The sequence below is a fragment of the Limnothrix redekei LRLZ20PSL1 genome (assembly GCF_043235035.1).
Lineage (GTDB): Bacteria > Cyanobacteriota > Cyanobacteriia > CACIAM-69d > CACIAM-69d > CACIAM-69d.
Genome location: NZ_JAZAQF010000057.1, coordinates 137,774 through 158,594 on the forward strand (window position 1 = coordinate 137,774; position 20,821 = coordinate 158,594).

Genomic DNA, 20,821 nt, shown 5'->3' on the forward strand with positions numbered 1-20,821 from the left:
GCAAAAAGGTTAATAGATCACAAGATCAAACTTCGAGTCCGGGTGCCAAGCCCCCAAATATCAGGCTTGATCGGGCCATTAGCCCAATGAGCTGAGCTAGTTCCAGTCCTAGGCAGGCTAGGCAGACTCCGGCTTCGGCAGCGACGACGGGTGCAACAACAACTCCGCAGTCGATCGATGCTCCACCATGTGCCGCGTAATCAAACAGCGGGTCAAATCCTTCCGCGACGGCACTTCATACATCACATCCAGCATCAGCTCTTCCACAATGCTGCGCAGGGCCCTCGCCCCCGTTCGCCGTCGATAGGCCTCCTGGGCGATCGCCCGCACCGCATCCGGCTCAAACGTCAATTGCACATTATCCATCCGCAGCAGCTTTTGATATTGCTTCACCAGTGCATTACGCGGCTGCGTCAGGATCGCAATCAGCGCCTCCTCATCCAACGGCTCCACCACCGCCAGCACCGGCACCCGCCCAATAAACTCCGGAATCATCCCGAACTTCACCAGATCTTCCGGTTCCAGGTGGCGCAAGGTATCCGCCGTGCGTTGCTCACGGGATTGGGTTTCGCCCGCTCGCACAAAGCCCATCGACTTCTTGCCCGTGCGCTGCTCCACCACCTTCTCCAAACCAACAAACGCCCCACCGCAAATGAACAAAATATTGCTGGTGTCGATTTGGATGCAGTCCTGGTAAGGATGCTTACGGCCCCCCTGAGGCGGCACATTCGCCACCGTCCCTTCCAACATCTTCAGCAGGGCCTGTTGCACCCCCTCCCCAGATACGTCGCGCGTAATGGAGGGGTTTTCGCTCTTGCGGGCCACCTTATCAATTTCGTCAATGTAGATGATGCCGCGCTGGGCTTCCTCCACGTCAAAATCCGCCACCTGCAACAGACGCAGCAGGATATTTTCCACATCTTCCCCAACGTAGCCCGCCTCCGTCAGGGTTGTGGCATCGGCCACCGCAAAGGGCACATCCAAAATTTTGGCTAAGGTCTGAGCCAGCAGCGTCTTGCCACACCCCGTGGGGCCCATCAGCAAAATATTGGACTTTTGGAGTTCCACCCCATCATCTAAAGCGGGCGCACTAGGATTACTGGGGCTTGTTGCGGATCCCTGACCATTTTCGGCTTCTTGCAAGCAGGCTAGCCGTTTGTAGTGGTTATAAACCGCCACTGATAAGACTTTTTTGGCTTCGTCTTGGCCAATAACGTGATCATCGAGGTATTTCTTGATTTCCCGGGGCTTCAGTACCCGATGGGGTGTGGTGCGGGGAGTGCGGGCGCGAGTCCGCTCAGCCGGTTCAGGACGAGGCGGCGCTTGGGTTGCTGTGCCGCCATTGAAGAGTTCTTCGTCCAAAATTTCATTGCACAGATCTACGCACTCATCGCAGATATAGACTCCCGGCCCAGCAATAAGCTTGCGGACTTGCTCTTGGGACTTGCCACAAAACGAACACTTGAGATGGGAGTCAAATTTCGACATACAGGTTGCCCCTCGAAGTCGCGCACTCGTTACCGCATTTGCCCATGGCATTGGCTCATGGCAAAGGGGTGCTGCGCTGGTAGTGAATCAAGATCTGGCTGATGGCAGATTTGCAAAGTCCCTGGCTCCGCCCGTGAACCGGTGGAACCCTTGACAGAACCTGAGTTCCGCCTCAGGGGCGATCGCACGAACATTTCCGCTGGCCAAACGCTGGCTTTGGGCGCGTGGTCACCCTAGTGGTCACAATGCGAGAGCAAACATCTAACCAGAGGATACCTTTTTCCATTATGCCTCAAGCACTCCGCAAGCCGTTGAAAACCTGGCAAAGGCACGCCGAGCGATCACGCTTCCATGGAGTTTTCAGGATCCCGATCGCCCCCACCCCAACAATTTCGACCGTCAATGCAAGCGCCACACAAGCGCCATCACCCAGAAAAGCAACCAAAACAAAAGAGCAAGTGCATGGGTCACACTTACTCTTTTGAAAATGGCTTCATTTGGATCATGCTGGCTCCCGCAAACGGATTCAGCCAAGCACTGTTCCTAAAATTGCCCCTGAACAAGCTGGGCTAGTTGATCAAAGATTACCGCCCAGCTTGATTGGCCACTACACCGTTATTTCAACGCGGCAGTGGGGTTGCAACTTAGAACTTGAAGACAGTCCGCAGCACGCCCAACACAGCGGTGTCGTTGTCGTTGTCGTGGTTTGCGTCAGTCACCACAATCACGCCAGGGGTGATCGAGATGTTGTCGTTAACCGCAAACTTGTACAGGGCTTCGATGTGCCAGGAGTTGTCATCATCTTCGCCACCGACAGTGTTGTCGGCGTTGTACAGGTTGGGCTGTTGACCCACAATCAGAGCACCCACGCTGCCTTCCTTGAACAGGTCGGGGAACGCGAAGGTCAAAGCCCAGTTGAACAGGTCAGCGCTGCCATCGCCATTGTCTTCAGCGTCAGCAAACGTCCAGCCAGCCCAGCCGCTCAGCACGAAGTTCTTGCTCAGCTTCGCGGTGGTTTGTACGCCCACGTTGTGAGCCGTGGTGGGGTCGCGGAAGGGGTTATCACCCAAGAAGCTGCCGGTGCCACCGGTCAAGCTCGGACGGGTACGAGCATCGGTGCTGTGGTAAGCGTAGGCATACAACAGACCGATATCCCAAGTTTTGCTGGGGGAGTAGTACAAGCTCGCAGCAGCACTGTAGCTACCGTCGAACAAACCAGCACCGGTTTGGGGATCGTTAGCTTCGCTGGCCAGGTAGCTGGCGGCAAAGCGGAAACGTTCGCCCTTGTAGTTCACACCGATACCAGCGCCTTGGGGCTGACGGAACAAGGGGTTGTAGCGGCCGAAGCGCGACAGAGCACCATCAGCCGAGGATTCCAGCAGGGGGTTGGCGGTGTAGTGGATATCGTCGATGTCCAGACCGGTCGTACCCACGAAGGCGCGCCAGGTGTTGGCGCTGTTCAGGGGGAAGCGGTAGTACAACTCATCCAGGACGAAGTTGTTGCTGGTGTTCGATTCCCAAGCCAAACGAGCCATGTTGGTCTCGCTGCTGTAGTAACGAGGCACGTTACCCACTTGCAGACGGGTGCGCAGCAAGTCCTTACCAGTAAAGCTGGTGTTGAAGTTCAAGCGCACGCGGTGCGAGAAGGTGGCGTTGTCTGCTTCGTCGTTGTCGTCATCACCAACCACGTCCGACAGGCCAGCAGCCACGGCCATCACCACTTCACCGGTCAGCTTGGTGGTGGTGGAGAATTGGTTTGCTTCCAGCTCGGAGGTGCGGGCTTCGAGGGCATCCACACGACCGCGCAGGGCAGCCAATTCAGCAGCGAATTCTTCTTGCAGCTTTTGCAGCTTGCGCAGATCTTCCTTGGTGGCCAAGGGATCGGTAGCAGCCTTGATCAGGTCGTTGATCCGATCGAGACAGGCGTTCAAACCGGCGGCAAACTCGTAGCGGCTCAAGGGGCGATTGCCCTTGAAGGTGCCATCCGGATAACCGGCGATGCAACCATAGCGCTCAACCAGCGATTGCAGCGCTTGGAAAGCCCAGTCAGTGGGTTGCACATCGGACAACTGCGACACGGAGGTCACTTGGTCCATGCTGGCGAGATCGTCTTGCAGGCCAAGCTCGATCGCCGAAGGGCTAGCGTCAATATTGGTTTGGGTCGTTGCTTCGCCGGCAAAAGCGCCTTGAGCGAGCAACAGCGAGAGGCCAGCAGCAGCCGGGCTCAGGCGCAGTGCATTCCAGAACAGTTTCATTCGCGTTTCCTCACACCGATACCAGTGAAAGTGTTACTGAGTCAGTACACTTCCTGTGGCGATTATAGATCGAACCGACAAGAGGCGGAACCGAGTCTTGGAAAAGATTCTCGAAAATTACGGTTAAGGAGGGTCTGAAACTCCTGATTTCATCGGTGATCGGGAAGATCAGGAGGATTCGATCAAGTTCGATCGAATCCAGTCAAATTTGATGGCACTGGGGTGGTGCTGGGGTGACGTTGAGAGGGGAAAACTGGCGAAACTAGCAAGCGGGCTGTCAGTCTTCGCGGCGAATGGTCACAATCAGTGCAAAGCGCTCGCTCCCCAATTCCGTATCCTCATTCTCCAGGCGACTGGAAAAAATCGATCATCTCCCCAAAATGCGAACACCGAGGGAAAAACGCTAGGAAACGCTTTTACCCTCGGTGGTTGTCAATTTTTCGGGTTGTGCTAAGCCCCAAAACTGCCAAAACCAGAAATTGCCAAAAGATGTGCTCAGTTGGCTGAGGTTGCCTTGACCGATTTTGCCAACCCGATCGCCTCAGACGAAGGGGCGAGCCGCTTGACTTCTATCTTGATCTCATTGGTCTAATTCCATTTTGATTTCATTCAATCGCGCTGGATCTCATTTGGTCGCCACGAAAGTCCCCAGGAGACGCGGGTTTGCGAGTCGATGCTAGGGCTTAGTACGCACGCTCACGGGGCCATTCACCAACACCTGGCAAGCCAAACGGTAATTGTCGGGCTTCTTGCGAAGGGTGCGGTTCTCAAAATCCGTCCGATCGGACAAGTTTTCTATCCCTTCCACAATTTCGACAACGCAGGTGGCACATTGGCCATAGCCACCGCAGTTCATCATTTTGCCGTACAGCTTATAGATATCAATGCCGTTCTCGATCGCCTTGATTCGCAGGTTGGAACCGGTGGCGGCGATTACGTCCTTGTTTTCGTTAACGAAGTGAATAGTGCCCATAGGGTGTTGGGAAAGGGACTCGCTGACGGGGCGTAGCTCAAGGGAAATTGTGGGTCTTTGCTGGGAACTGGAAGCTCGTGCGGTGGGGGGCGATCGAGAAGGGGTCAGAGCCACGACCGATGCCACTGACCCACGCCAGAGTCAGTACAGTGCTGCAAGCCAGGGACACAACAGGCACAACGAACGCAAGGAAGGCAATCGGTGAAAGATTGCGAGATCATTGCAAGATGTTGCAGTTTGTTGAGCTATCCCAGTTTAATGCGACTGTCTCAGGAGCAATCGTGGCAGAGAGTCGAAAAAACCGACCTCGACCCGATCGCCCCAAAACGCAAGACCGCTCAAAGCAGACCATTCAAGTTCGATCGATCCCGATCCGCTGGAATGCAAGATCGGGCCGGCCAGGCCCCCTAGGGAGTATTACCCGTCGGTGCATCGATCAGTTCAGGCAGTTGAATCGGTTCCGGAACCGGTTGAATCGTACCCGGCGGCAGGTTGCTGACGGCGCGGTTGAGGGCGGCCAATGCGCGGTTGTAGCCGATAATCGCAATCAGCACATTACCCCGCGCCCGGGTGAGGCGGGTTTCTGCGTTGAGTCGATCGGTCTGTGTGCCCACGCCGGCTTGGAACCGGAGCCGCGCCAAGCGCACTTCCTCTTGGGCTGACTCGATCGCCTTGAGGGAAGTTTGAATGTTTTCGGCGTTGGCTTGCAGGTTGGAGTAGGCCACTTCCACTTCAAACCGAATTCGATCGCGCGTTCGGCCCACACCGTTTTCAGCCTGTTCGATCGCCACCGACTCCTGACGCGCCTGGGCCCGGGCCGCTCCGCCATCAAACAGCGTCCATTGCAACTGCAAGCCCGTGGAATAGCCGCTGACCAAGCTGAAGTCGTCATCGGGCTGAATCACATCCAGCAACTCGTAGCGAGCAAAAGCGCTGAGCTGGGGCCCCAACTGAGACAACCGGGCCCGCCGTTGGGCGCTGTTCAGTTCTCGCTGGGCCAGTTGCTGTTCAATTTCTGCCCGGTTGCGATAGGCCAGCACGATGCTGTCTTCGAGGGGCAGCGTCCATTCTCCTGCCTTGGCGATCGGGTCAGCGGTTTGGATATCGATCACTTCCGGCAAACTCAACAACCGGGCCAGTTCCCGGCGGCGCTGGGTTTGTCGATCGCGCGTTTGCACCACCAACTGGCGATCGTTGGCCAATTCCACCTCCGCTTGCAGCACCTCAAACCGCGTTCCCAACCCAGCCTTTTCCAAGGCTTGGGCATCCTTCACGCTTTGCTCCCGAAACTTGACCGCTGATTGGTCAATTTTGAGTTGCTCGTTTTCCTGTTGCAGCCGGTAGTAACTATCAGTGATGTCGCGCCGCAAGTCCTCAAAAGTGGCTTCAAGGGCTAACTCATTGGCTTGCAACTGGGCTTGGGCGGCGGCAATGTTCGCGGGCCGCAGTCCCGAAGTATAGATGTTGTAGCTCAGCTCCAGAGAACTGCTCCAGGTGAACTGATCCTGGGTATCAATATCCACTTGGCCCCCAAAGTTGCCAACACGGCGGGCAGCTCGGTTTTGCAACAACAGATTCAGGCGACTGCCGGCCGTGAGCGAGTCCGTGAGGGAGGAGGAGAACCGCAACTGGGGATAGTTGGCGGCGATCGCCTGGCGCAGTTGGGCTCGGCTGCTTTCGATGTTGAGGTAGGCCTGGCGCAAATCTCGGTTATTGCGACGGCCAATTTCTAGAGCCTGCTCAAGGGTAATCGGCTGGGTCAGCAGGATCCGCACTTCTTCCGGCAGGGTGGGAAATTGCAGCGGGTTCGGGTCAGACTCCAACGTTTGGATGATCAGCTCATCCGCTTCCGCGATGCCTTCGGGACGATCGCCCAAGGAGCCAGGCGCTGAGGGCACATTTCCCAACGGATCTGGATTACTGGAGCTGTCATTTGCTTGGGCAACGGGAGCCGAATCTCCCCCGATCGACTCGGAAGCGTCGGCCCTGGGGGAGTCTGCTGCAAGCTCTTGCTCTTGACTGGCTTGCTCTTGACTGGCTTGCTTTTGACCGGTTGATTCTTGGGCGATCGACTCCTGATGACGGTCGGCAGCGATCGGGACTGCGGTGGCCACCACTCCCACAGCCGCTTTAGTCGGTTTAGCTGGTTTAGGCGAATTTAGCGAATTAACGGGCGAATGAGACGATTCAGTAGATTCAGTAGATTCAGTAGATTCAGTAAATTCCGCAGATTCCGCAGATTCCGCAGACAACAGCAACGGAGAAGCAGATTCAGCAGATTCAGAACCGGTTGCGGTGGCTAAATCCGGTGGCGAAGTAGGGGACTTGTCGGCTATGACATGATCAGCTTCAGCCAAGGCGGCAGCCGCATCCGCTTCCACCGACTCGGCGCGGGCGGCATCCGCCCACAGACAACACAACGCGACGGTAACCCCTAAACCCGTGGCGATCGCTCGATGGGCAATCTTCATAACCAAAACTTGCTTCGCTCCTCACGCCTAAAACCGGCTGTTTTGACGGCTGCCACTGGTGCAAAGTTCGTAAATTACTCAATTACTCGCCTATTGCTCGCACAGTCACCAGCAGACGCTGCCAACTCCCGAAAGTTCGGGGCCCGAAAGTTCAGGGATTGATTGCTCCCTGTGGGGGTTGCCAGCGTCGGTTGAATGGCCCTGCGCAGTGGATACTCGATCGAACTGAGATCAAACTGAGAATTGAACCAGGATCGAATCGAGGTTGTGCCTCAAAAAGCATACTGGTTAGTCTAGCGGCTGGCCTACAGAATCGGCCGGCTCGCTCCCCCGAGTCCCGAAACTCCTACGCCAGCAAATCACTGGGCGATTGAGGAGCGATCGCGTGGGGCCAAGCAGCGGCCACCGCTTGTTCAATCACCGCTTCAGCACTGGTGACAATCACGATCGGGACTTGCAGCCGATCGCTCACCTCCTGCACCGTCATATCATCCAAAAAGCGCTGTTCACCGTGGCGCAACATCAACGACGGCAGCAGCAACGCATCCCCCAAATCTTGGCCCGCCAACTTTTGCACCAAATCCTGGCCCGTCAGCAAGCCGGTAACGGTCATGGTTTGGCCCCAATAATCTGAATTCAGGGCCGCCAACTGCACCGTTAGTCCCGAAATTTGATTGAGCTGGCACACCAAACCACTGAAGGGCCGCTCCACCGTGTTCCCCACCACCCAGGTGAGACGACGGGGAAAGGGGGTTGCACGCACCGGGTTTGCCGCCAGGACCCGCTCAAACTGATCCACAAACAGCCGAATGGAACCCACGCCGTTGTCAATTTGCGGAAAATCTTCGTACTCGACCATTTCCGGCAAATCCTGACCCGCAATCAGAAACCACTCATCGGCTAACCAAACAAAGGTGGAACCGAGGGTTTGGCGAAAGGTTTGTTGGAGCGATCGCACCTGGGCAATAACTTCGCAGGCTTTGGCGGGGGTGACGGGCTGTAGCTCATCGTCGGCCGGGCGGAATTGCGTTAGCCCCGCTGGCACGATCGCCACGGAGGTGACCGTTGGGCGATGGGGTTCCACTTCGTCTTGGTCGCCATCTAGATCATCATCTAGCTCATCGGGGTCTTGATCATCCCAAGCGGCCCGATCGAACCCATCGGCCTCATCCCACTGATCATCCTCATCGGCCTGATCCTCCTCTGAATCCCAATCCGTTAGGCCCATGGGCTGCGATCGCGGATCGAAAACATCTCGATCAAATGGATCGAAAACATTCGGATTAAAGGCACCTGGATCAAAAACATCTGGATCAAAAACATTTGGGTCAGACAGATCCAATCCTGCCGCTTCTGAACCGTCGAGGCGATCGATTACCGCCACCCGATCGTGTTCAGCTTCAATCGCCCCCGAATCGGCCTCAGGCGATCGCCCCGCCAGCAGCGTCACATTTTCGGAAATGGCCCAACCGCCCCCGATCGCGGCTTGGTCAGCCAGGGCCGGCTTAGCCCGCCGACTGGGCCCAGCTTGACCCGCAGGCGATCCATAAAAGCTGGCCAAATCGTGAATGGTTCGCTCTAAATGCACCCCGTCATTAATGCCAGGGCAAAGCACCACTTGAGCATGGATTTGCAAGCGCCGATCGCGAAACCAAGCTAACTGGTTCATGATCTCGCCCGCCCGAGGATTTTTTAGCAGGCGCGATCGCACCTCTGGCTCCGTGGAATGCACCGAAACAAACAAAGGCGACAACCGCAGCCGCTCAATGCGATCCCATTCCCGCTGCGTCAAATTGGTGAGGGTGAGATAGGAGCCATAGAGAAAACTCAACCGATAATCATCATCTTTGTAATAAAGCGATGCGCGTTTACCGGGCGGCTGCTGATCAATAAAACAAAAGGGACAGCGGTTATTGCACTGAATCAGACCATCAAACAGGGCCGCTTCAAATTCCAAGCCCAGCTCGTCGTCATAGTCCTTTTCAATTTCAACCAGGTGGGTGCGATCGTACTGATCCAGCACTTCCAACTCCAACACCTCATCGGCACAGAGGAAGTTGTAATCAATCAAATCTCGGGGTTTTTGGCCATTAATAGCCACCAACCGATCGCCCACTTCAAACCCCACCTCTTGGGCAATTGATCCGGGCAACACTCGCGTAATTTTGGCCGGTCGCACCGCTGCTTCGCTCATCCCCACGCTCCTGAATAGACACTGGCCAGGCGGTCACCAATCGCGTTTTCCTTGGGCACAGCCGGCCAAAATACAGACACCCGATGGCGATTGTGCTGGGGCGATCGGGCCTATGCTGTTGATTCCCAAGCCTTAAACCCCACTGGGCAAGGCCAGGGCGGCTTTGGTGGCCGTTGATTGCTCGTAACCACTCTACCAACTGTTGATTAACCCTATGCCCGCCGCATCCGCTTCCGGCATTCAGCCCACTCTGGAATTCATTCCGCCCAACTACACCCCTTGGGTGCATCGGTTGGCGCGCTGGATCTTTCCTTGGTTGATTCGCCAACAGGGCATCGCAAAACTCCATACGGAAAATGCTGAAACGTTGGCGGAACTGTTTCGCGATTTCCAGGCGGGCAAACTCCGCTTTATTTTGGCTTTTCGGCATCCCAGCACCAATGACCCATTCGTGATGTCCCACTTGCTGTGGGAGGCAGTGCCCCAGGCGGCGCGCGATCGGGGCATTCGGCTGCCGGATTGGCCACACACGCACTTTATTTACGATCGGGGCATTCCCCTTTGGGCGGGGGATGCGGTGGCCTGGATGTTTTCCCACTTGGGCGGCACGTCAATGCAGCGGGGCAAGCTCGATCGCCCCGGGCTAAAAACGGCTCGCGATCTGTTGCTGAACGGGCGGTTTCCGCTGGCGGCGGCCCCGGAAGGCGCAACCAACAGCCACAGCGAAGTGGTTAGCCCCCTGGAGCCGGGCGTGGCCCAAATGGCCTTTTGGACGGTGGAGGATTTGCGATCGGCCGGGCGATCAGAACGGGTGGCCATTGTCCCGATCGGGATTCAATACACGTACCTTTCGCCCCCTTGGGCCGAGATCGATCGGCTCATTGACACGATCGAAAGCAGCCTTGGCCTCACGAATCCCCTGAAAACCACCGCCCCCACCAGCCCCGAAGAAGGTCGCTACTTGCGGTTATATCTGTTGGGCGATCGGCTCCTGGACTTGGTGGAGCAGTTTTATCAAACTTTCTATCAACAAACCCTCCCGATCGTGGACTTGCCCGACCCCAACGAGCGCATGGGCCAACGGCTGAAAAACCTCTTAGATACCGCATTGCGGGTGGGGGAAGCCTATTTTGGCGTAACCAACACCGGCACGGTTGAAGAGCGCTGCCGTCGGTTGGAACAGGCCGGCTGGGATCGGATTTACTGCGATGACGGGCGATCGCGCTGCCCAGTGGAGCGAGGCTTGGCCAACTGGGTAGCCGCCGAAGCCACCATCCGAATGCAACACATGCGCCTAGTGGAACGGTTTACCGCTGTCACGGGCCGCTATGTGCGCGAAAAACCCACCGCCGAACGGTTTGCGGAAACTCTAATGATTCTATGGCGCGTCACCACCTGGATTCAGGGAGACGACACCAGCAAGCCCCCGCAACTGGGCAAACAAGCGGTTTGGTTACGGGTTGCTGACCCGATTTGGGTAAGCGATCGCGCAGCGGACTACAAAGCCAATCGCCGCGCTACCCTCCAATCTGTCACCCAGGAAATTCACCAATCCCTCAAAAACCTAATCGCCTAGCCGGGTCGCCCTCAACCGGACTTTTCCTGGTTCGCCGCTGTCCGACGGGCCAGGAAGCGTTCGGAAATACCGGCCATGGCATATACCAAGCCCGATCGATATTCATGGCGCATGGGGCTATTGGCTTCTAGGTTGAGATATTCCTCGGGGCTGAAGAAAATTGACATTAGATCAGTTAAACCAAAAGATCAGTTAAACCAAAAGAATGATCGCACCGATCATAGTAAGCAGTATCAAGATCATTAGATAGCTCTATGGTTCTTGTTCCAAGGTGCTGAAAATTTCCGCCAGAATGCTGTTAGAAAATAGCAGACCATCCGGTTCTGCAAGAGCGAGCCGATCGCCCGATCGCACCACCCAACCCTCCGCCGCAAATCGATCGAGGCATTGCAACACCCGATCGACCCAAACCGTGCCAAATTCCTGGCGCAGGGGTTCCAAGGCCAAACCTTCTGCCAACCGCAATCCCAACATCAGCGTTTCTGCCAATCGATCGGGCACAGATTGGGGTGAAGCGGGTGGTTCAATTGCGCCGTTGTTCAGCCAGTCGTAGTAAGCAGCTCGGGTGCGTGGCCGGCCAAAGCGCTGCCCGGCCAAGTAGCTGGTGGCTCCCATCCCAAAACCGTAGTAGGGGCGATTTTCCCAGTAGGTGCGGTTGTGGCGACACTGAAAGCCGAACTGGGCATAGTTGGAAACTTCGTAGTGCTGAAAACCCGCTGCCTGAAGGGTTTGGGAAGCCATCCGATACATTTGAGCCGTTTGTTCATCGGAGGGTAGGGGTCGATCGCCCGGTTGGTAGCGCCGATCGAACACGGTTTGCGGCTCAATGATCAGGTCATAAACCGATAGGTGCGCCGGGCCACAGGCCACAGCCCGATCGAGCGACGCTTGCCACTGGTCGATCGACTGATTGGGTAATCCCGAGATCAGATCTAGGCTCCAATTTTTGACCCCCGCCGACTGCAAAAGGGCCACGGCCTGTTCAATATCTTGGACTCCATGCGATCGGCCGCAGGCGGCTAACAATTCCGCTTGAAAGGCTTGCACTCCCAGGCTAATGCGGTTGACCCCAGCCGCCAAAAAGCCCGCCAACCAAGCGCGATCGAACGTACCCGGATCGAGTTCCATGGAAATTTCCACTTGGGGAGCCAACCCAAAGCGGCGATCGAGCAGTTGCAAGATCCGATCGACCTGTTCGGGGGCCAGCAGGGACGGCGTGCCGCCCCCAAAAAAGACGGTTTCCAAGGGCGGTTGGTCTGCGGCGGCGCGATCGGCCCCAAGGGTGATTTCCCGCTCCAAGGCTGACAAGTATTCAATGATTGGGGCGCTGTTGCGACCTGTGGCGGGTTCCGGTGGTTGGTCGGGGCGATCGCGGAAGGTTTTGAACTCCCCCACTACGGAAATGGGGAAATCGCAATAAAAGCAACGCCGCCGACAAAAGGGAATGTGTAAATAGGCGGCCCGGGGCGGGGACAGGGCCAGGGCGACGGGATAACTCATGGGGTTGGGTCGGTATTTTGGGTCGGCTCGATCGGCTTGTGGAAATCGGCTGGCGCGATCGCGTGCATTAGCTCGCTCGATTCGCTGGCTTGATTTACTGGCTCGATCCGCTGGCTCGATCCGCTGGCTCGATCGGTTAACCGCCCTGGGTTTCAGCCAAAGCCACCAAGCCACGGGGCTATAATACTCATCAAATTCTGTCAAGAATTGGGCGCAATCGTTCTGAATCGCCGCCCCTGGGCGACCGATCAGAAGCAACCACCGCGACCAATCCCAATTCGACTCAGCCCCCACCCACCGAAGAGCCTGGAATTAGCCACCGCGATCGTTCCTGCATCCACCGCCTGCAAGCAATGCTCTGAGCAATGGTCGCGATGACTCGGGCGATCGTCCACTCGATCGATGACCATGATTGACACCGTAATTATCCTTTCATTTCTGATCGCCGGTGCGGGCATTGGCTTTTTCGGCATTGACTTTTTGCCCGCCCAAACCCTGGCCCAAGTCACCAATCGCGAAGGCCTCAGCTTTGCCACGGGTGGTTTTGGGGCCCTGATTGGCTTGGTGCTGGGACTGGCTTGCCAAACCACTTACCGACGCATTGAAAACCAGGTGCGCCAAATGCCACCCGATCGGCTGCTGACCCGATCGGGTGGGGTGGTGTTGGGGCTGCTGATGGCTAACTTGATGTTGGCTCCTTTGTATCTGCTGCCGTTTCCTTGGGAGCTGGCCTTCATCAAACCCCTCGTGGCGGTGTTGGGCAGTGTGCTGTTTGCGGTCACGGGCGTATCGTTGGCCGACACCCACGGGCGATCGTTCCTACGGTTAATTAACCCCAACAGCGTTGAATCCATCCTGGTCAGTGAAGGAACCCTGGCTCCGGCCGCCGCCAAAGTGGTGGACACCAGTTGCATCATTGACGGCCGGCTGACGGCCCTGCTGGAAACCAAATTCATTGAAGGGCGCTTGATTGTGCCCCAGTTCGTGTTGCAGGAATTGCAGCGCATTGCCGACTCCGCCAGCGACCAAAAGCGATCGCGCGGGCGGCGGGGGCTGGATATTTTGCAGCAAATGCGTGAGGCCTATCCCGATCGACTCACGATCCACTCCGCCGACTACGAAGACATCACCACCGTTGATGCCAAACTGGTGCGACTGGCCCAAGAAATCAACGGCGCACTGCTGACCACGGACTACAACCTGAATAAGGTGGCCACGGTGCAAAACGTCCCAGTCTTGAATGTCAATGACCTGGCTGATGCCCTGCGCCCCGCCTACCTGCCCGGCGACAGCATTGAGCTAAAAATTGTCCGGGAAGGCAAGGAACCGGCCCAAGGGGTGGGCTATCTCAGCGATGGCACGATGGTCGTGGTCGAAGATGGCAACTCCTATCTGGGCGGTGAATTGCGAGTGGTGGTCACCAGCGCCCTGCAAACTTCCGCCGGGCGGATGATTTTTGCCAAACCCGAAGCCGCCGTTTCATAGGCCATTGCATCTAGGCCATTGCATCAAGGTTGGGCAGCGGTTCGGATCCAGAACAAAGCAACAAGAAACATGGCAACGTTAACGGATTGGACGGTGGGGCTAACTCGGCGGCGGTTGCTGTGGGCCTTGGGGGGACTGTCGATCGCGGCGATCGGGGGTTGTGGGCGATCGGGCAGCACGGGCGGTGGCGGGCGATCGCAACTGGTCACTAGCATCCTCAGCGAACCCAAAACCTTCAACTACGCCATTAACGAAGAATCGCCCAACATCTTCGGCATCACCTACGAAGGCCTGGTGGAAGAAGATCCAGAAACCGGCAAGGTGGAACCGGCCCTGGCCGCAGGCTGGGAAATGAGCGAAAACGGCCAGCGGATCGTTGTCACCCTGCGATCGGGGTTGCGTTGGTCGGACGGTGCGCCCCTCACTGCCGATGATGTGTCCTTCACCTTCAATGAAGTCTTTTTCAATGAAGCAATTCCCACGGGCATTCGAGACGTGTTGCGGGTGGGCCAAAGCAATGCACTGCCCCAAGTGAAAATGCTGGGCCCGCTCCAGGTGGAATTCAGCGTTCCGGAACCCTTTGCCCCCTTTTTGCGGAGTTTGGGCGTGGGCATTTTGCCCGCCCATCGCCTGCGCCCCACCCTCAAAACCAAGGGAACCGACGGCCGGCCACAATTTTTGACCACCTGGGGCGTGGACACTCCGCCCAGCCAAATTGTTGGCAATGGCCCCTACCGACTCAAGGAATATGTCACCAGTCAACGGCTGGTATTTGAGCGCAATCCCCACTATTGGCGCAAGGGGCCGAACAATGCGCCCCAGCCCTACATCGAAGAGTGGGTTTGGCAAATTGTGGAATCCCAAGACACCTCCCTCTTGCAGTTTCGATCGGGCGGTTTGGACTCGATCAGCGTCACCGCCGACTATTTTTCCCTGCTGAAGCGGGAGGAACAACGCGGCAACTTCACGATCCACAACGCTGGCCCCACCTTGACCACCTCGTTCATCTGCTTCAACTTGAACAAGGGCCAACGGGACGGCAAACCTCTCGTTGATCCGATCAAGTCTGCTTGGTTTAATGATTTGCGATTTCGGCAGGCGGTGGCCCACGGGATCGATCGCCAAACCATGATTGACAGCATCTTTCGGGGGCTGGGACAACTGCAACATTCCCCGATCGCCAGCCAAAGCCCCTATTATCTCTCGCCGGAACAGGGGCTGCTGACCTATGGTTTCAACCCGGAGCGATCGCGCCAACTGCTGACCGAGGCCGGCTTCCAAAATCGCAACGGTGAGTTATTCGACGCGGCCAGCAACCGAGTGCGCTTCACCCTGATCACCAACGCAGGCAACAAAATTCGCGAAGCCATGGGCGCACAAATCGCCCAAGACCTGGCCAAACTGGGAATGAAGGTTGATCTTCAGCCGATCGCCTTTGGCAGCTTGGTTTCCAAACTCTCCGATAGTCTGGATTGGGAATGCCATTTGCTGGGGTTTACCGGCGGTGTTGAACCCCACGGCGGTTCCAATGTGTGGCGGGTCACGGGCCGGCTCCATGCCTTTAACCAAACGCCGGATCCCGGCAAGCAACTGGTGGGCCAGGAATTTGCCCCTTGGGAATTGGAGATCGATCGCCTCTATGCCCAAGCCTCCCAGGAGCTAGATGAAACCAAGCGCCGCGCCCTTTATGCCCGCACCCAGCAGTTAACCCAGCAATATCTTCCCTTCATCCACCTGATCACGCCCTATTCTTTGGTGGCCGTGCGGAACACAATCCAAGGGCTAAAGGTGAATGCCCTCGGCGGTGCATTCTGGAATATTCACGAGTTGCGGCTCGATCGGGAAGATTGAGCGGATCTCTGAGCAGCCAAAACTGCCACCCTGTGCGCCCCAGCGATCAACAGCGATCAACGCAGACAAGGAGCTTAAGCCCCTTGCCCCCACGACTGATGATTGGACTGATGATTGGGGCGCTTGGGCCAAAACCCCTGGCTTTCACGCATCAGCCACCCAAGTCCACCGTAATCGGTGAATCCTGGCGCACGGTGGCCGCTTCCCGATGCATCAGGGCCTCCCCTTCTCCGGGCGGCTCCAGCCCGATCGCCCGTATGTCCGCATCCACCATGATCTTGACCAATTCCTCAAAGGTCACCGACGGTTCCCAGCCCAGCTTTTCCTTCGCCCGGCCCGCATCCCCAATCAACAGATCCACTTCAGCCGGCCGCAAGTAGCGCGGGTCAAACTCCACAAACTGCTGCCAGTCCAAATTCACATAGCCAAAGGCCACATCCAAAAACTCACGGATCGAGTGGGTTTCATTGGTGGCCACCACATAGTCATCGGGTTGTTCCTGCTGCAACATCAGCCACATGGCCCGCACGTAGTCCTTGGCATAGCCCCAATCGCGCTTGGAATCGAGATTACCCATGAAGATTTTCTTTTGGGTTCCGGCCAAAATCCGCGATAGGGCCCGCGTAATCTTGCGGGTCACGAAGGTTTCACCCCGGCGGGGCGACTCGTGGTTAAACAAAATGCCGTTACAGGCAAACAGCCCGTAGGACTCGCGGTAGTTCACCGTTTGCCAATGGGCATAGACCTTGGCGCAGGCGTAAGGACTGCGGGGATAAAACGGGGTTGTTTCCTTTTGGGGAACTTCCAGCACCTTGCCGAACATTTCGGAAGAGCCAGCTTGGTAATAGCGAATTTCTTGGCCGGTGCGTTGTTGGGTTTCGCGCAAGGCCTCCAAAATCCGCAAGGTTCCCAGCCCCACGGCATCCACGGTATATTCCGGCTCGTCAAAGCTCACCCGCACATGGGACTGGGCCCCCAGGTTATAGACTTCGTGGGGCTGAATTTTGTCGAGGATTCGGCGGAGGGTGGAGCCGTCGCACAGATCGCCGTAGTGCAGAAACAGCCGCACACCTTCGTTGTGGGGATCTTCGTAGAGGTGATCGATCCGATCGGTGTTGAAGGTGGAGGTGCGGCGGATGATGCCGTGAACTTCATAGCCCTCTTGGAGCAGCAGTTCCGACAGATAGGAGCCGTCTTGGCCAGTGATGCCGGTGATTAGGGCGCGCTTGGGTTGCGTCATTAGGGACAGGGTTTACGACTGAAGGGAGGTTGGGATCGTCTGGGTTGGGCGATCGAACCTGAAGGGAGAACAGCACCGCAACCCAAGCGCGATCGAACCGTCGCCATTATCCATGACGATCGAGCAAGGCCGCCACCAACCGCAGGGCATCGTTGCGGGCGATCGTTGCGGGTCATTGCTGATGGATCGAGGATGCTAGGGCCTAGTAAGCGCCGTTCTCCTTGGTGGCCACCACCACCCAGAGGGTCTTTAACACGATCCAAATATCAAGCCAAAGGTTCCGGGCGCTGGCATAGTACACATCGATCGAAATGCGGCGATCGTAGGGAATGTCGTTGCGTCCCGACACTTGCCATAGTCCAGTAATTCCCGGCTTCACGGTCAGTACCTTATGGATGTGACGACCATACATGGGCAACTCTTCGGGAACCAACGGCCGCGGCCCCACCACACTCATATCCCCCAGCAATACATTTAAAAACTGGGGGAATTCGTCCAAGCTGGTCACCCGCAAAAAGCGACCAATCCAGGTGATGCGGGGGTCGCGCTTGAGCTTGCAGGTGGCGGCATATTCGGCCTGCAAGGCGGGATCTTTGGCAATCATGGCGGCTAGCATTTCATCGGCGTTCACCACCATGGTGCGAAATTTGATGCACCGAAAACGGCGAAAGTTTTTGCCGACGCGACTTTGGGTATAAAAAACGGGGCCGGGCGAACTGAAGGCCACAAGGGCAATCAGCAGGAGATACAGCGGCGAAAAAACAATCAATACAAACAGGGAAAAAACGATGTCAAACAGTCGTTTAACAAAGTCCGCATTCAGGTTGCTGATAACGGCAGGCCCGAGGCTTCGACGGGAGGTCGATCGCCCGGCCCGGCTGGCAACGGAAGGACTCTTAGCCAGCATGACACTCCTTCAAGTTTGTTCACACCACACCTGAGCCTAATGATAAGGCTTGGTTCCGAAAGTCCGGCCCGGACAATACGCTTCAAGAACTGACTACCGGGGCGATCGAGCCAATTCCGGCGGCTAATTCTCGGCAGCCAGGGCCGCCAACCAGGGCTGAATTTGCAAGTCATATTGGCCTGCCTGTTCCGGGGGATACCAACCCTGTTCGATTTTGGCCAGAATTTGCGGCAGGGCGGCTAAAAATTCGGGTGATCGGAGGTTGGGATGCACCGTCCAAGCATCGGTGGACGGCAGCACCGCCCGCCACCAGGGGCCCAGTTCCAGCCGTTTGGAAACCATTAACTCCCAGGAATCCAGGCGACCGCGCCCGGTGGTTCCATACAAGGCGGTGCGCAGGACGGTGGGGAGCTGATCGAACCAGGGACGGGGCGATCGGTGCCACAAAATGGGCCAGGGCAGGAGTTGGTCAAACCGGCGGCGATCGATCAAAAAGGCGCGGCTGCTGAAGAATTTGAAGCGATAAAACCCATCGGGGTCTTGGGTGAAGGGTTTGACCTGATGCATGGCATCGGCCGGCGGCCCCGTCAGTGGCCGCACGGACATCACATCGGGCCGAGCCTTAAGCAGTTCCACCCCTTCGGAAATCCAATCATGGCCGGGCTTTTGATAAAGCATCATGTCGCTGTCGAAGTGCAGCAGGTAGTCACCCGCGATCGCTTCGAGGGCGTAGAGGCTGCCAAAAATGGGGTAGCCCTTCCAATTGTGGGTGTGGGGCAGGGGCCAACCAAAGTGTTTGCGGTAAACCTGGGGCCGTTGGCCATAGTCCATGTCTGCGAGCCGATCGACAATGCCGCGATCGAGTAGTTCTTGGCAGGCGGCCCGCAATTGCTCGATCGTCCCCAGGCCCGGCCGCTGCACTTTATCGCCAGACAGGGGAGCCGTGTCCACAAACAGCACCCGCTCCACAAAGGGAAAGTTACAACTCCGAACCAGGTGCGGAATGGTATGCATCATGAATGGCAAGTCCGTACGCGCCACCATGATCGACAGGGAACAAGAGGGAACAGCCACCGCGATCGCAACTCCTCAGCTCAAGGTTATGAATTCAATCTATGAATTCAATCTATGAATTCGGCCAATTCCACCCTACTTCGATCGCCCCGGCCGTCAATCAGCCGACTTTCTGCAATTGATCCAACCGTTCCAACACTTCCGCGCTGTGAACCACTGGCCGCACCTTCAGGAATCGATCGCGCAGGATTCCTTCCGGGTCGATCAGATAGGTATGGCGCATGGACATGGGATTCATCCAAGAACCATAGGCCCGGCTGACGGCCCCGTCGGTGTCTGCCAACAGGGGAAAACGCAACCCCTCCGCATCACAGAATTCCGCGTGGCTGTCCACATCATCGGCGCTGACTCCCAAAATTTGGGTGTTACGGGCTTGATATTGGGGTAAGTCGCGCTGGAACCGCTGGGCCTCGATCGTGCAGCCGGAGGTGAAATCCTTGGGGTAGAAATACAACACCACCCACTGGCCCCGGTAATTTTGCAGCGAAATCATGCCATCACCGCTGTTGCTGGGCAGGGTGAAATCGGGAGCCGGGGCATTCAAGGCCGGCTGAGGGCCACCCAAGGCCCAGGCAGCATTGGGGCCAACGAACCATAGCGCCAGAGCGATCACTCCAGCCAAACAACCCACCAACGCGCGATCGAGCCATTGGCGCACCCGAGCCAAAGACCCCGAGGGGGCCAAAGGGTGTGAAAGCAACATCAAACAAGCCTCCTCAGACCTGAGTTTCGGGATTAGGGTTAATCAACGGTTTTGATGCTGGGGGTCGATCGCAGTTTTGGACTAAACCTCAAACTCCGCGCCCCTGATGGCCAAGTCGCTGGTGGTGCGACGCACGGCCACGTAGCTGCCCAAGAGGCCCACGGAACAGCCAAACCCCACCAAAATCGAAAGCAACAATAGCAAGTCAGAACCCGTGAGGGGCAAGTCTCGGGCCAGCAGTTGCACCAATCCCAAGCGGCTGTTCAGCAAGGAACCGAGGGCCTGTTGCAAGGCCATGACGGCCAAACTGGCGATCGAGGCTCCCTGGATTCCAAAAACGGCCCCTTGGAGAATAAAGGGCAAATAGATCCACACAGGGGTTGCGCCCACCAGTTGAGCGATTTCAATTTCCTGACGACGGGCGGCCACCACCAACCGAATGGCGGTGATGATCGTGGCGATCGCGGCGGAAACCAACAAGACGATCGTGCCCGTGGCCACCACCTTCAGCCCCCAATCCAGCTCCCGCAGCCGCACCACCACTTCCGCCGCATACCGGGCCGCATCTACGCCGGGCAATTGGGCAATGGTGGCCGCCAGTTGGGGAGTCAGCTCGGCCCGGGCCGCTTGGACTTTCAGCTCATCGGTGAGGGGGTTGCCTTCCAACTGCTGGGTGGCGCGGGCAATATCCGAAATGCCCAAATCCCGAACCAAATCTTGCCAGGCTTGATCTTTCGGAATCACTTGCACGGCCACCACGCCTTCGAGCTGGGCGATCGATCGGGCCACGGCGGCGGTTTGGGCCCCGGGTTGCAAATACACGCAAATTTCGAGCTGGCTCCCCAGTTTGGCCAGGGCCCGATCGAGATACCAAGTGCCCTGCAAGCTAATGCCAAACAAAAACAAGGACACCGCCACCGTGCCCACGGCGGCCCAGTTCATCCAGCCGCCCCGTCGCAGGCCTTGCCGGGTTTCTTGCCACAGATACAGCCAAGGGATGGCCGTCCGATCGCCCATGGGGGTTGCCTTCGCCTCCGACTCGCCTCTGAACCATCATAATCAGAGAAATGGCGGTCTCGACTCCTGGCCAGACTCCTGGCCCCA

The 20,821-nt window shown here is 57.1% G+C and carries 15 protein-coding genes and 1 pseudogene; 3 read left to right on the forward strand and 13 right to left on the reverse strand.

Annotation, left to right across the window (positions count from 1 at the left end; translation table 11 throughout):
- Nucleotides 1–117: 117 nt before the first annotated feature.
- The 6 genes and pseudogenes from clpX to VPK24_RS09510 form a co-directional block, all read right to left on the reverse strand.
- Nucleotides 118–1,488 (reverse strand): ATP-dependent protease ATP-binding subunit ClpX, encoded by a 1,371-nt coding sequence (gene clpX, locus VPK24_RS09485; protein ID WP_393012464.1) that lies wholly within the window; start codon nt 1,486–1,488, stop codon nt 118–120.
- A 644-nt stretch (nt 1,489–2,132) separates the two neighbouring features.
- Nucleotides 2,133–3,743, reverse strand: a complete 1,611-nt coding sequence (locus VPK24_RS09490; RefSeq protein ID WP_393012467.1) for an iron uptake porin — start codon at nt 3,741–3,743, stop codon at nt 2,133–2,135.
- 676 nt (nt 3,744–4,419) lie between these two features.
- Entirely contained in the window at nt 4,420–4,716 is a 297-nt protein-coding gene (locus VPK24_RS09495) for a 2Fe-2S iron-sulfur cluster-binding protein (protein ID WP_099531595.1), read from the reverse strand.
- A gap of 407 nt (nt 4,717–5,123) precedes the next feature.
- Complete coding sequence (locus VPK24_RS09500) at nt 5,124–7,187, reverse strand: TolC family protein (RefSeq protein WP_393012469.1); 2,064 nt, start codon at nt 7,185–7,187, stop codon at nt 5,124–5,126.
- 346 nt (nt 7,188–7,533) lie between these two features.
- Entirely contained in the window at nt 7,534–8,415 is an 882-nt protein-coding gene (locus tag VPK24_RS09505; protein ID WP_393012560.1) for a DUF512 domain-containing protein, read from the reverse strand.
- 318 nt (nt 8,416–8,733) lie between these two features.
- Nucleotides 8,734–9,381 (reverse strand): annotated as a pseudogene (locus VPK24_RS09510) (PDZ domain-containing protein); the annotation flags it as partial.
- 214 nt (nt 9,382–9,595) lie between these two features.
- On the opposite strand from VPK24_RS09510, the gene VPK24_RS09515 reads away from it, so the two are divergent.
- Nucleotides 9,596–10,957, forward strand: a complete 1,362-nt coding sequence (locus tag VPK24_RS09515) for a lysophospholipid acyltransferase family protein (protein ID WP_393012472.1) — start codon at nt 9,596–9,598, stop codon at nt 10,955–10,957.
- An 11-nt stretch (nt 10,958–10,968) separates the two neighbouring features.
- Here the strand turns inward: VPK24_RS09515 and VPK24_RS09520 are convergent, their stop codons facing one another.
- Both VPK24_RS09520 and hemW read right to left on the reverse strand, forming a co-directional pair.
- Entirely contained in the window at nt 10,969–11,124 is a 156-nt protein-coding gene (locus VPK24_RS09520; protein ID WP_393012475.1) for a hypothetical protein, read from the reverse strand.
- Nucleotides 11,125–11,209: 85 nt separating this feature from the next.
- Nucleotides 11,210–12,661, reverse strand: a complete 1,452-nt coding sequence (gene hemW, locus VPK24_RS09525) for a radical SAM family heme chaperone HemW (RefSeq protein WP_393012477.1) — start codon at nt 12,659–12,661, stop codon at nt 11,210–11,212.
- Nucleotides 12,662–12,865: 204 nt separating this feature from the next.
- On the opposite strand from hemW, the gene VPK24_RS09530 reads away from it, so the two are divergent.
- Both VPK24_RS09530 and VPK24_RS09535 read left to right on the forward strand, forming a co-directional pair.
- A complete protein-coding gene (locus tag VPK24_RS09530) occupies nt 12,866–13,942 on the forward strand; it encodes a PIN/TRAM domain-containing protein (protein ID WP_190355591.1) in 1,077 nt (358 codons plus the stop codon).
- A gap of 69 nt (nt 13,943–14,011) precedes the next feature.
- Nucleotides 14,012–15,793, forward strand: coding sequence for an ABC transporter substrate-binding protein (locus VPK24_RS09535; RefSeq protein WP_393012480.1), 1,782 nt, complete (start codon nt 14,012–14,014; stop codon nt 15,791–15,793).
- A 151-nt stretch (nt 15,794–15,944) separates the two neighbouring features.
- Here the strand turns inward: VPK24_RS09535 and gmd are convergent, their stop codons facing one another.
- The 5 genes from gmd to VPK24_RS09560 form a co-directional block, all read right to left on the reverse strand.
- Nucleotides 15,945–17,033 (reverse strand): GDP-mannose 4,6-dehydratase, encoded by a 1,089-nt coding sequence (gmd, locus tag VPK24_RS09540; RefSeq protein WP_393012483.1) that lies wholly within the window; start codon nt 17,031–17,033, stop codon nt 15,945–15,947.
- Nucleotides 17,034–17,235: 202 nt separating this feature from the next.
- Nucleotides 17,236–17,940 (reverse strand): sugar transferase, encoded by a 705-nt coding sequence (locus VPK24_RS09545; protein ID WP_393012486.1) that lies wholly within the window; start codon nt 17,938–17,940, stop codon nt 17,236–17,238.
- A 123-nt stretch (nt 17,941–18,063) separates the two neighbouring features.
- Nucleotides 18,064–19,014, reverse strand: coding sequence for a hypothetical protein (locus tag VPK24_RS09550; RefSeq protein WP_393012488.1), 951 nt, complete (start codon nt 19,012–19,014; stop codon nt 18,064–18,066).
- 100 nt (nt 19,015–19,114) lie between these two features.
- Nucleotides 19,115–19,717 (reverse strand): peroxiredoxin, encoded by a 603-nt coding sequence (locus VPK24_RS09555; RefSeq protein WP_393012491.1) that lies wholly within the window; start codon nt 19,715–19,717, stop codon nt 19,115–19,117.
- A gap of 81 nt (nt 19,718–19,798) precedes the next feature.
- Nucleotides 19,799–20,734: a cell division protein FtsX gene (locus VPK24_RS09560; RefSeq protein ID WP_393012493.1), complete on the reverse strand. Its 936-nt coding sequence runs from the start codon at nt 20,732–20,734 to the stop codon at nt 19,799–19,801.
- Nucleotides 20,735–20,821 lie beyond the last annotated feature (87 nt).

Bases quoted from the DNA above. Each gene is read 5' to 3' on its own strand.
- VPK24_RS09490 (WP_393012467.1), bottom strand. From the start codon at position 3,743: ATGAAACTGTTCTGGAATGCACTGCGCCTGAGCCCGGCTGCTGCTGGC.
- VPK24_RS09505 (WP_393012560.1), bottom strand. From the start codon at position 8,415: ATGGGCCTAACGGATTGGGATTCAGAGGAGGATCAGGCCGATGAGGAT.
- VPK24_RS09495 (WP_099531595.1), bottom strand. From the start codon at position 4,716: ATGGGCACTATTCACTTCGTTAACGAAAACAAGGACGTAATCGCCGCC.
- VPK24_RS09500 (WP_393012469.1), bottom strand. From the start codon at position 7,187: ATGAAGATTGCCCATCGAGCGATCGCCACGGGTTTAGGGGTTACCGTC.
- VPK24_RS09515 (WP_393012472.1), top strand. From the start codon at position 9,596: ATGCCCGCCGCATCCGCTTCCGGCATTCAGCCCACTCTGGAATTCATT.
- VPK24_RS09535 (WP_393012480.1), top strand. From the start codon at position 14,012: ATGGCAACGTTAACGGATTGGACGGTGGGGCTAACTCGGCGGCGGTTG.
- gmd (WP_393012483.1), bottom strand. From the start codon at position 17,033: ATGACGCAACCCAAGCGCGCCCTAATCACCGGCATCACTGGCCAAGAC.
- VPK24_RS09560 (WP_393012493.1), bottom strand. From the start codon at position 20,734: ATGGGCGATCGGACGGCCATCCCTTGGCTGTATCTGTGGCAAGAAACC.
- VPK24_RS09520 (WP_393012475.1), bottom strand. From the start codon at position 11,124: ATGTCAATTTTCTTCAGCCCCGAGGAATATCTCAACCTAGAAGCCAAT.
- VPK24_RS09530 (WP_190355591.1), top strand. From the start codon at position 12,866: ATGATTGACACCGTAATTATCCTTTCATTTCTGATCGCCGGTGCGGGC.
- VPK24_RS09545 (WP_393012486.1), bottom strand. From the start codon at position 17,940: ATGCTGGCTAAGAGTCCTTCCGTTGCCAGCCGGGCCGGGCGATCGACC.
- VPK24_RS09555 (WP_393012491.1), bottom strand. From the start codon at position 19,717: ATGTTGCTTTCACACCCTTTGGCCCCCTCGGGGTCTTTGGCTCGGGTG.
- clpX (WP_393012464.1), bottom strand. From the start codon at position 1,488: ATGTCGAAATTTGACTCCCATCTCAAGTGTTCGTTTTGTGGCAAGTCC.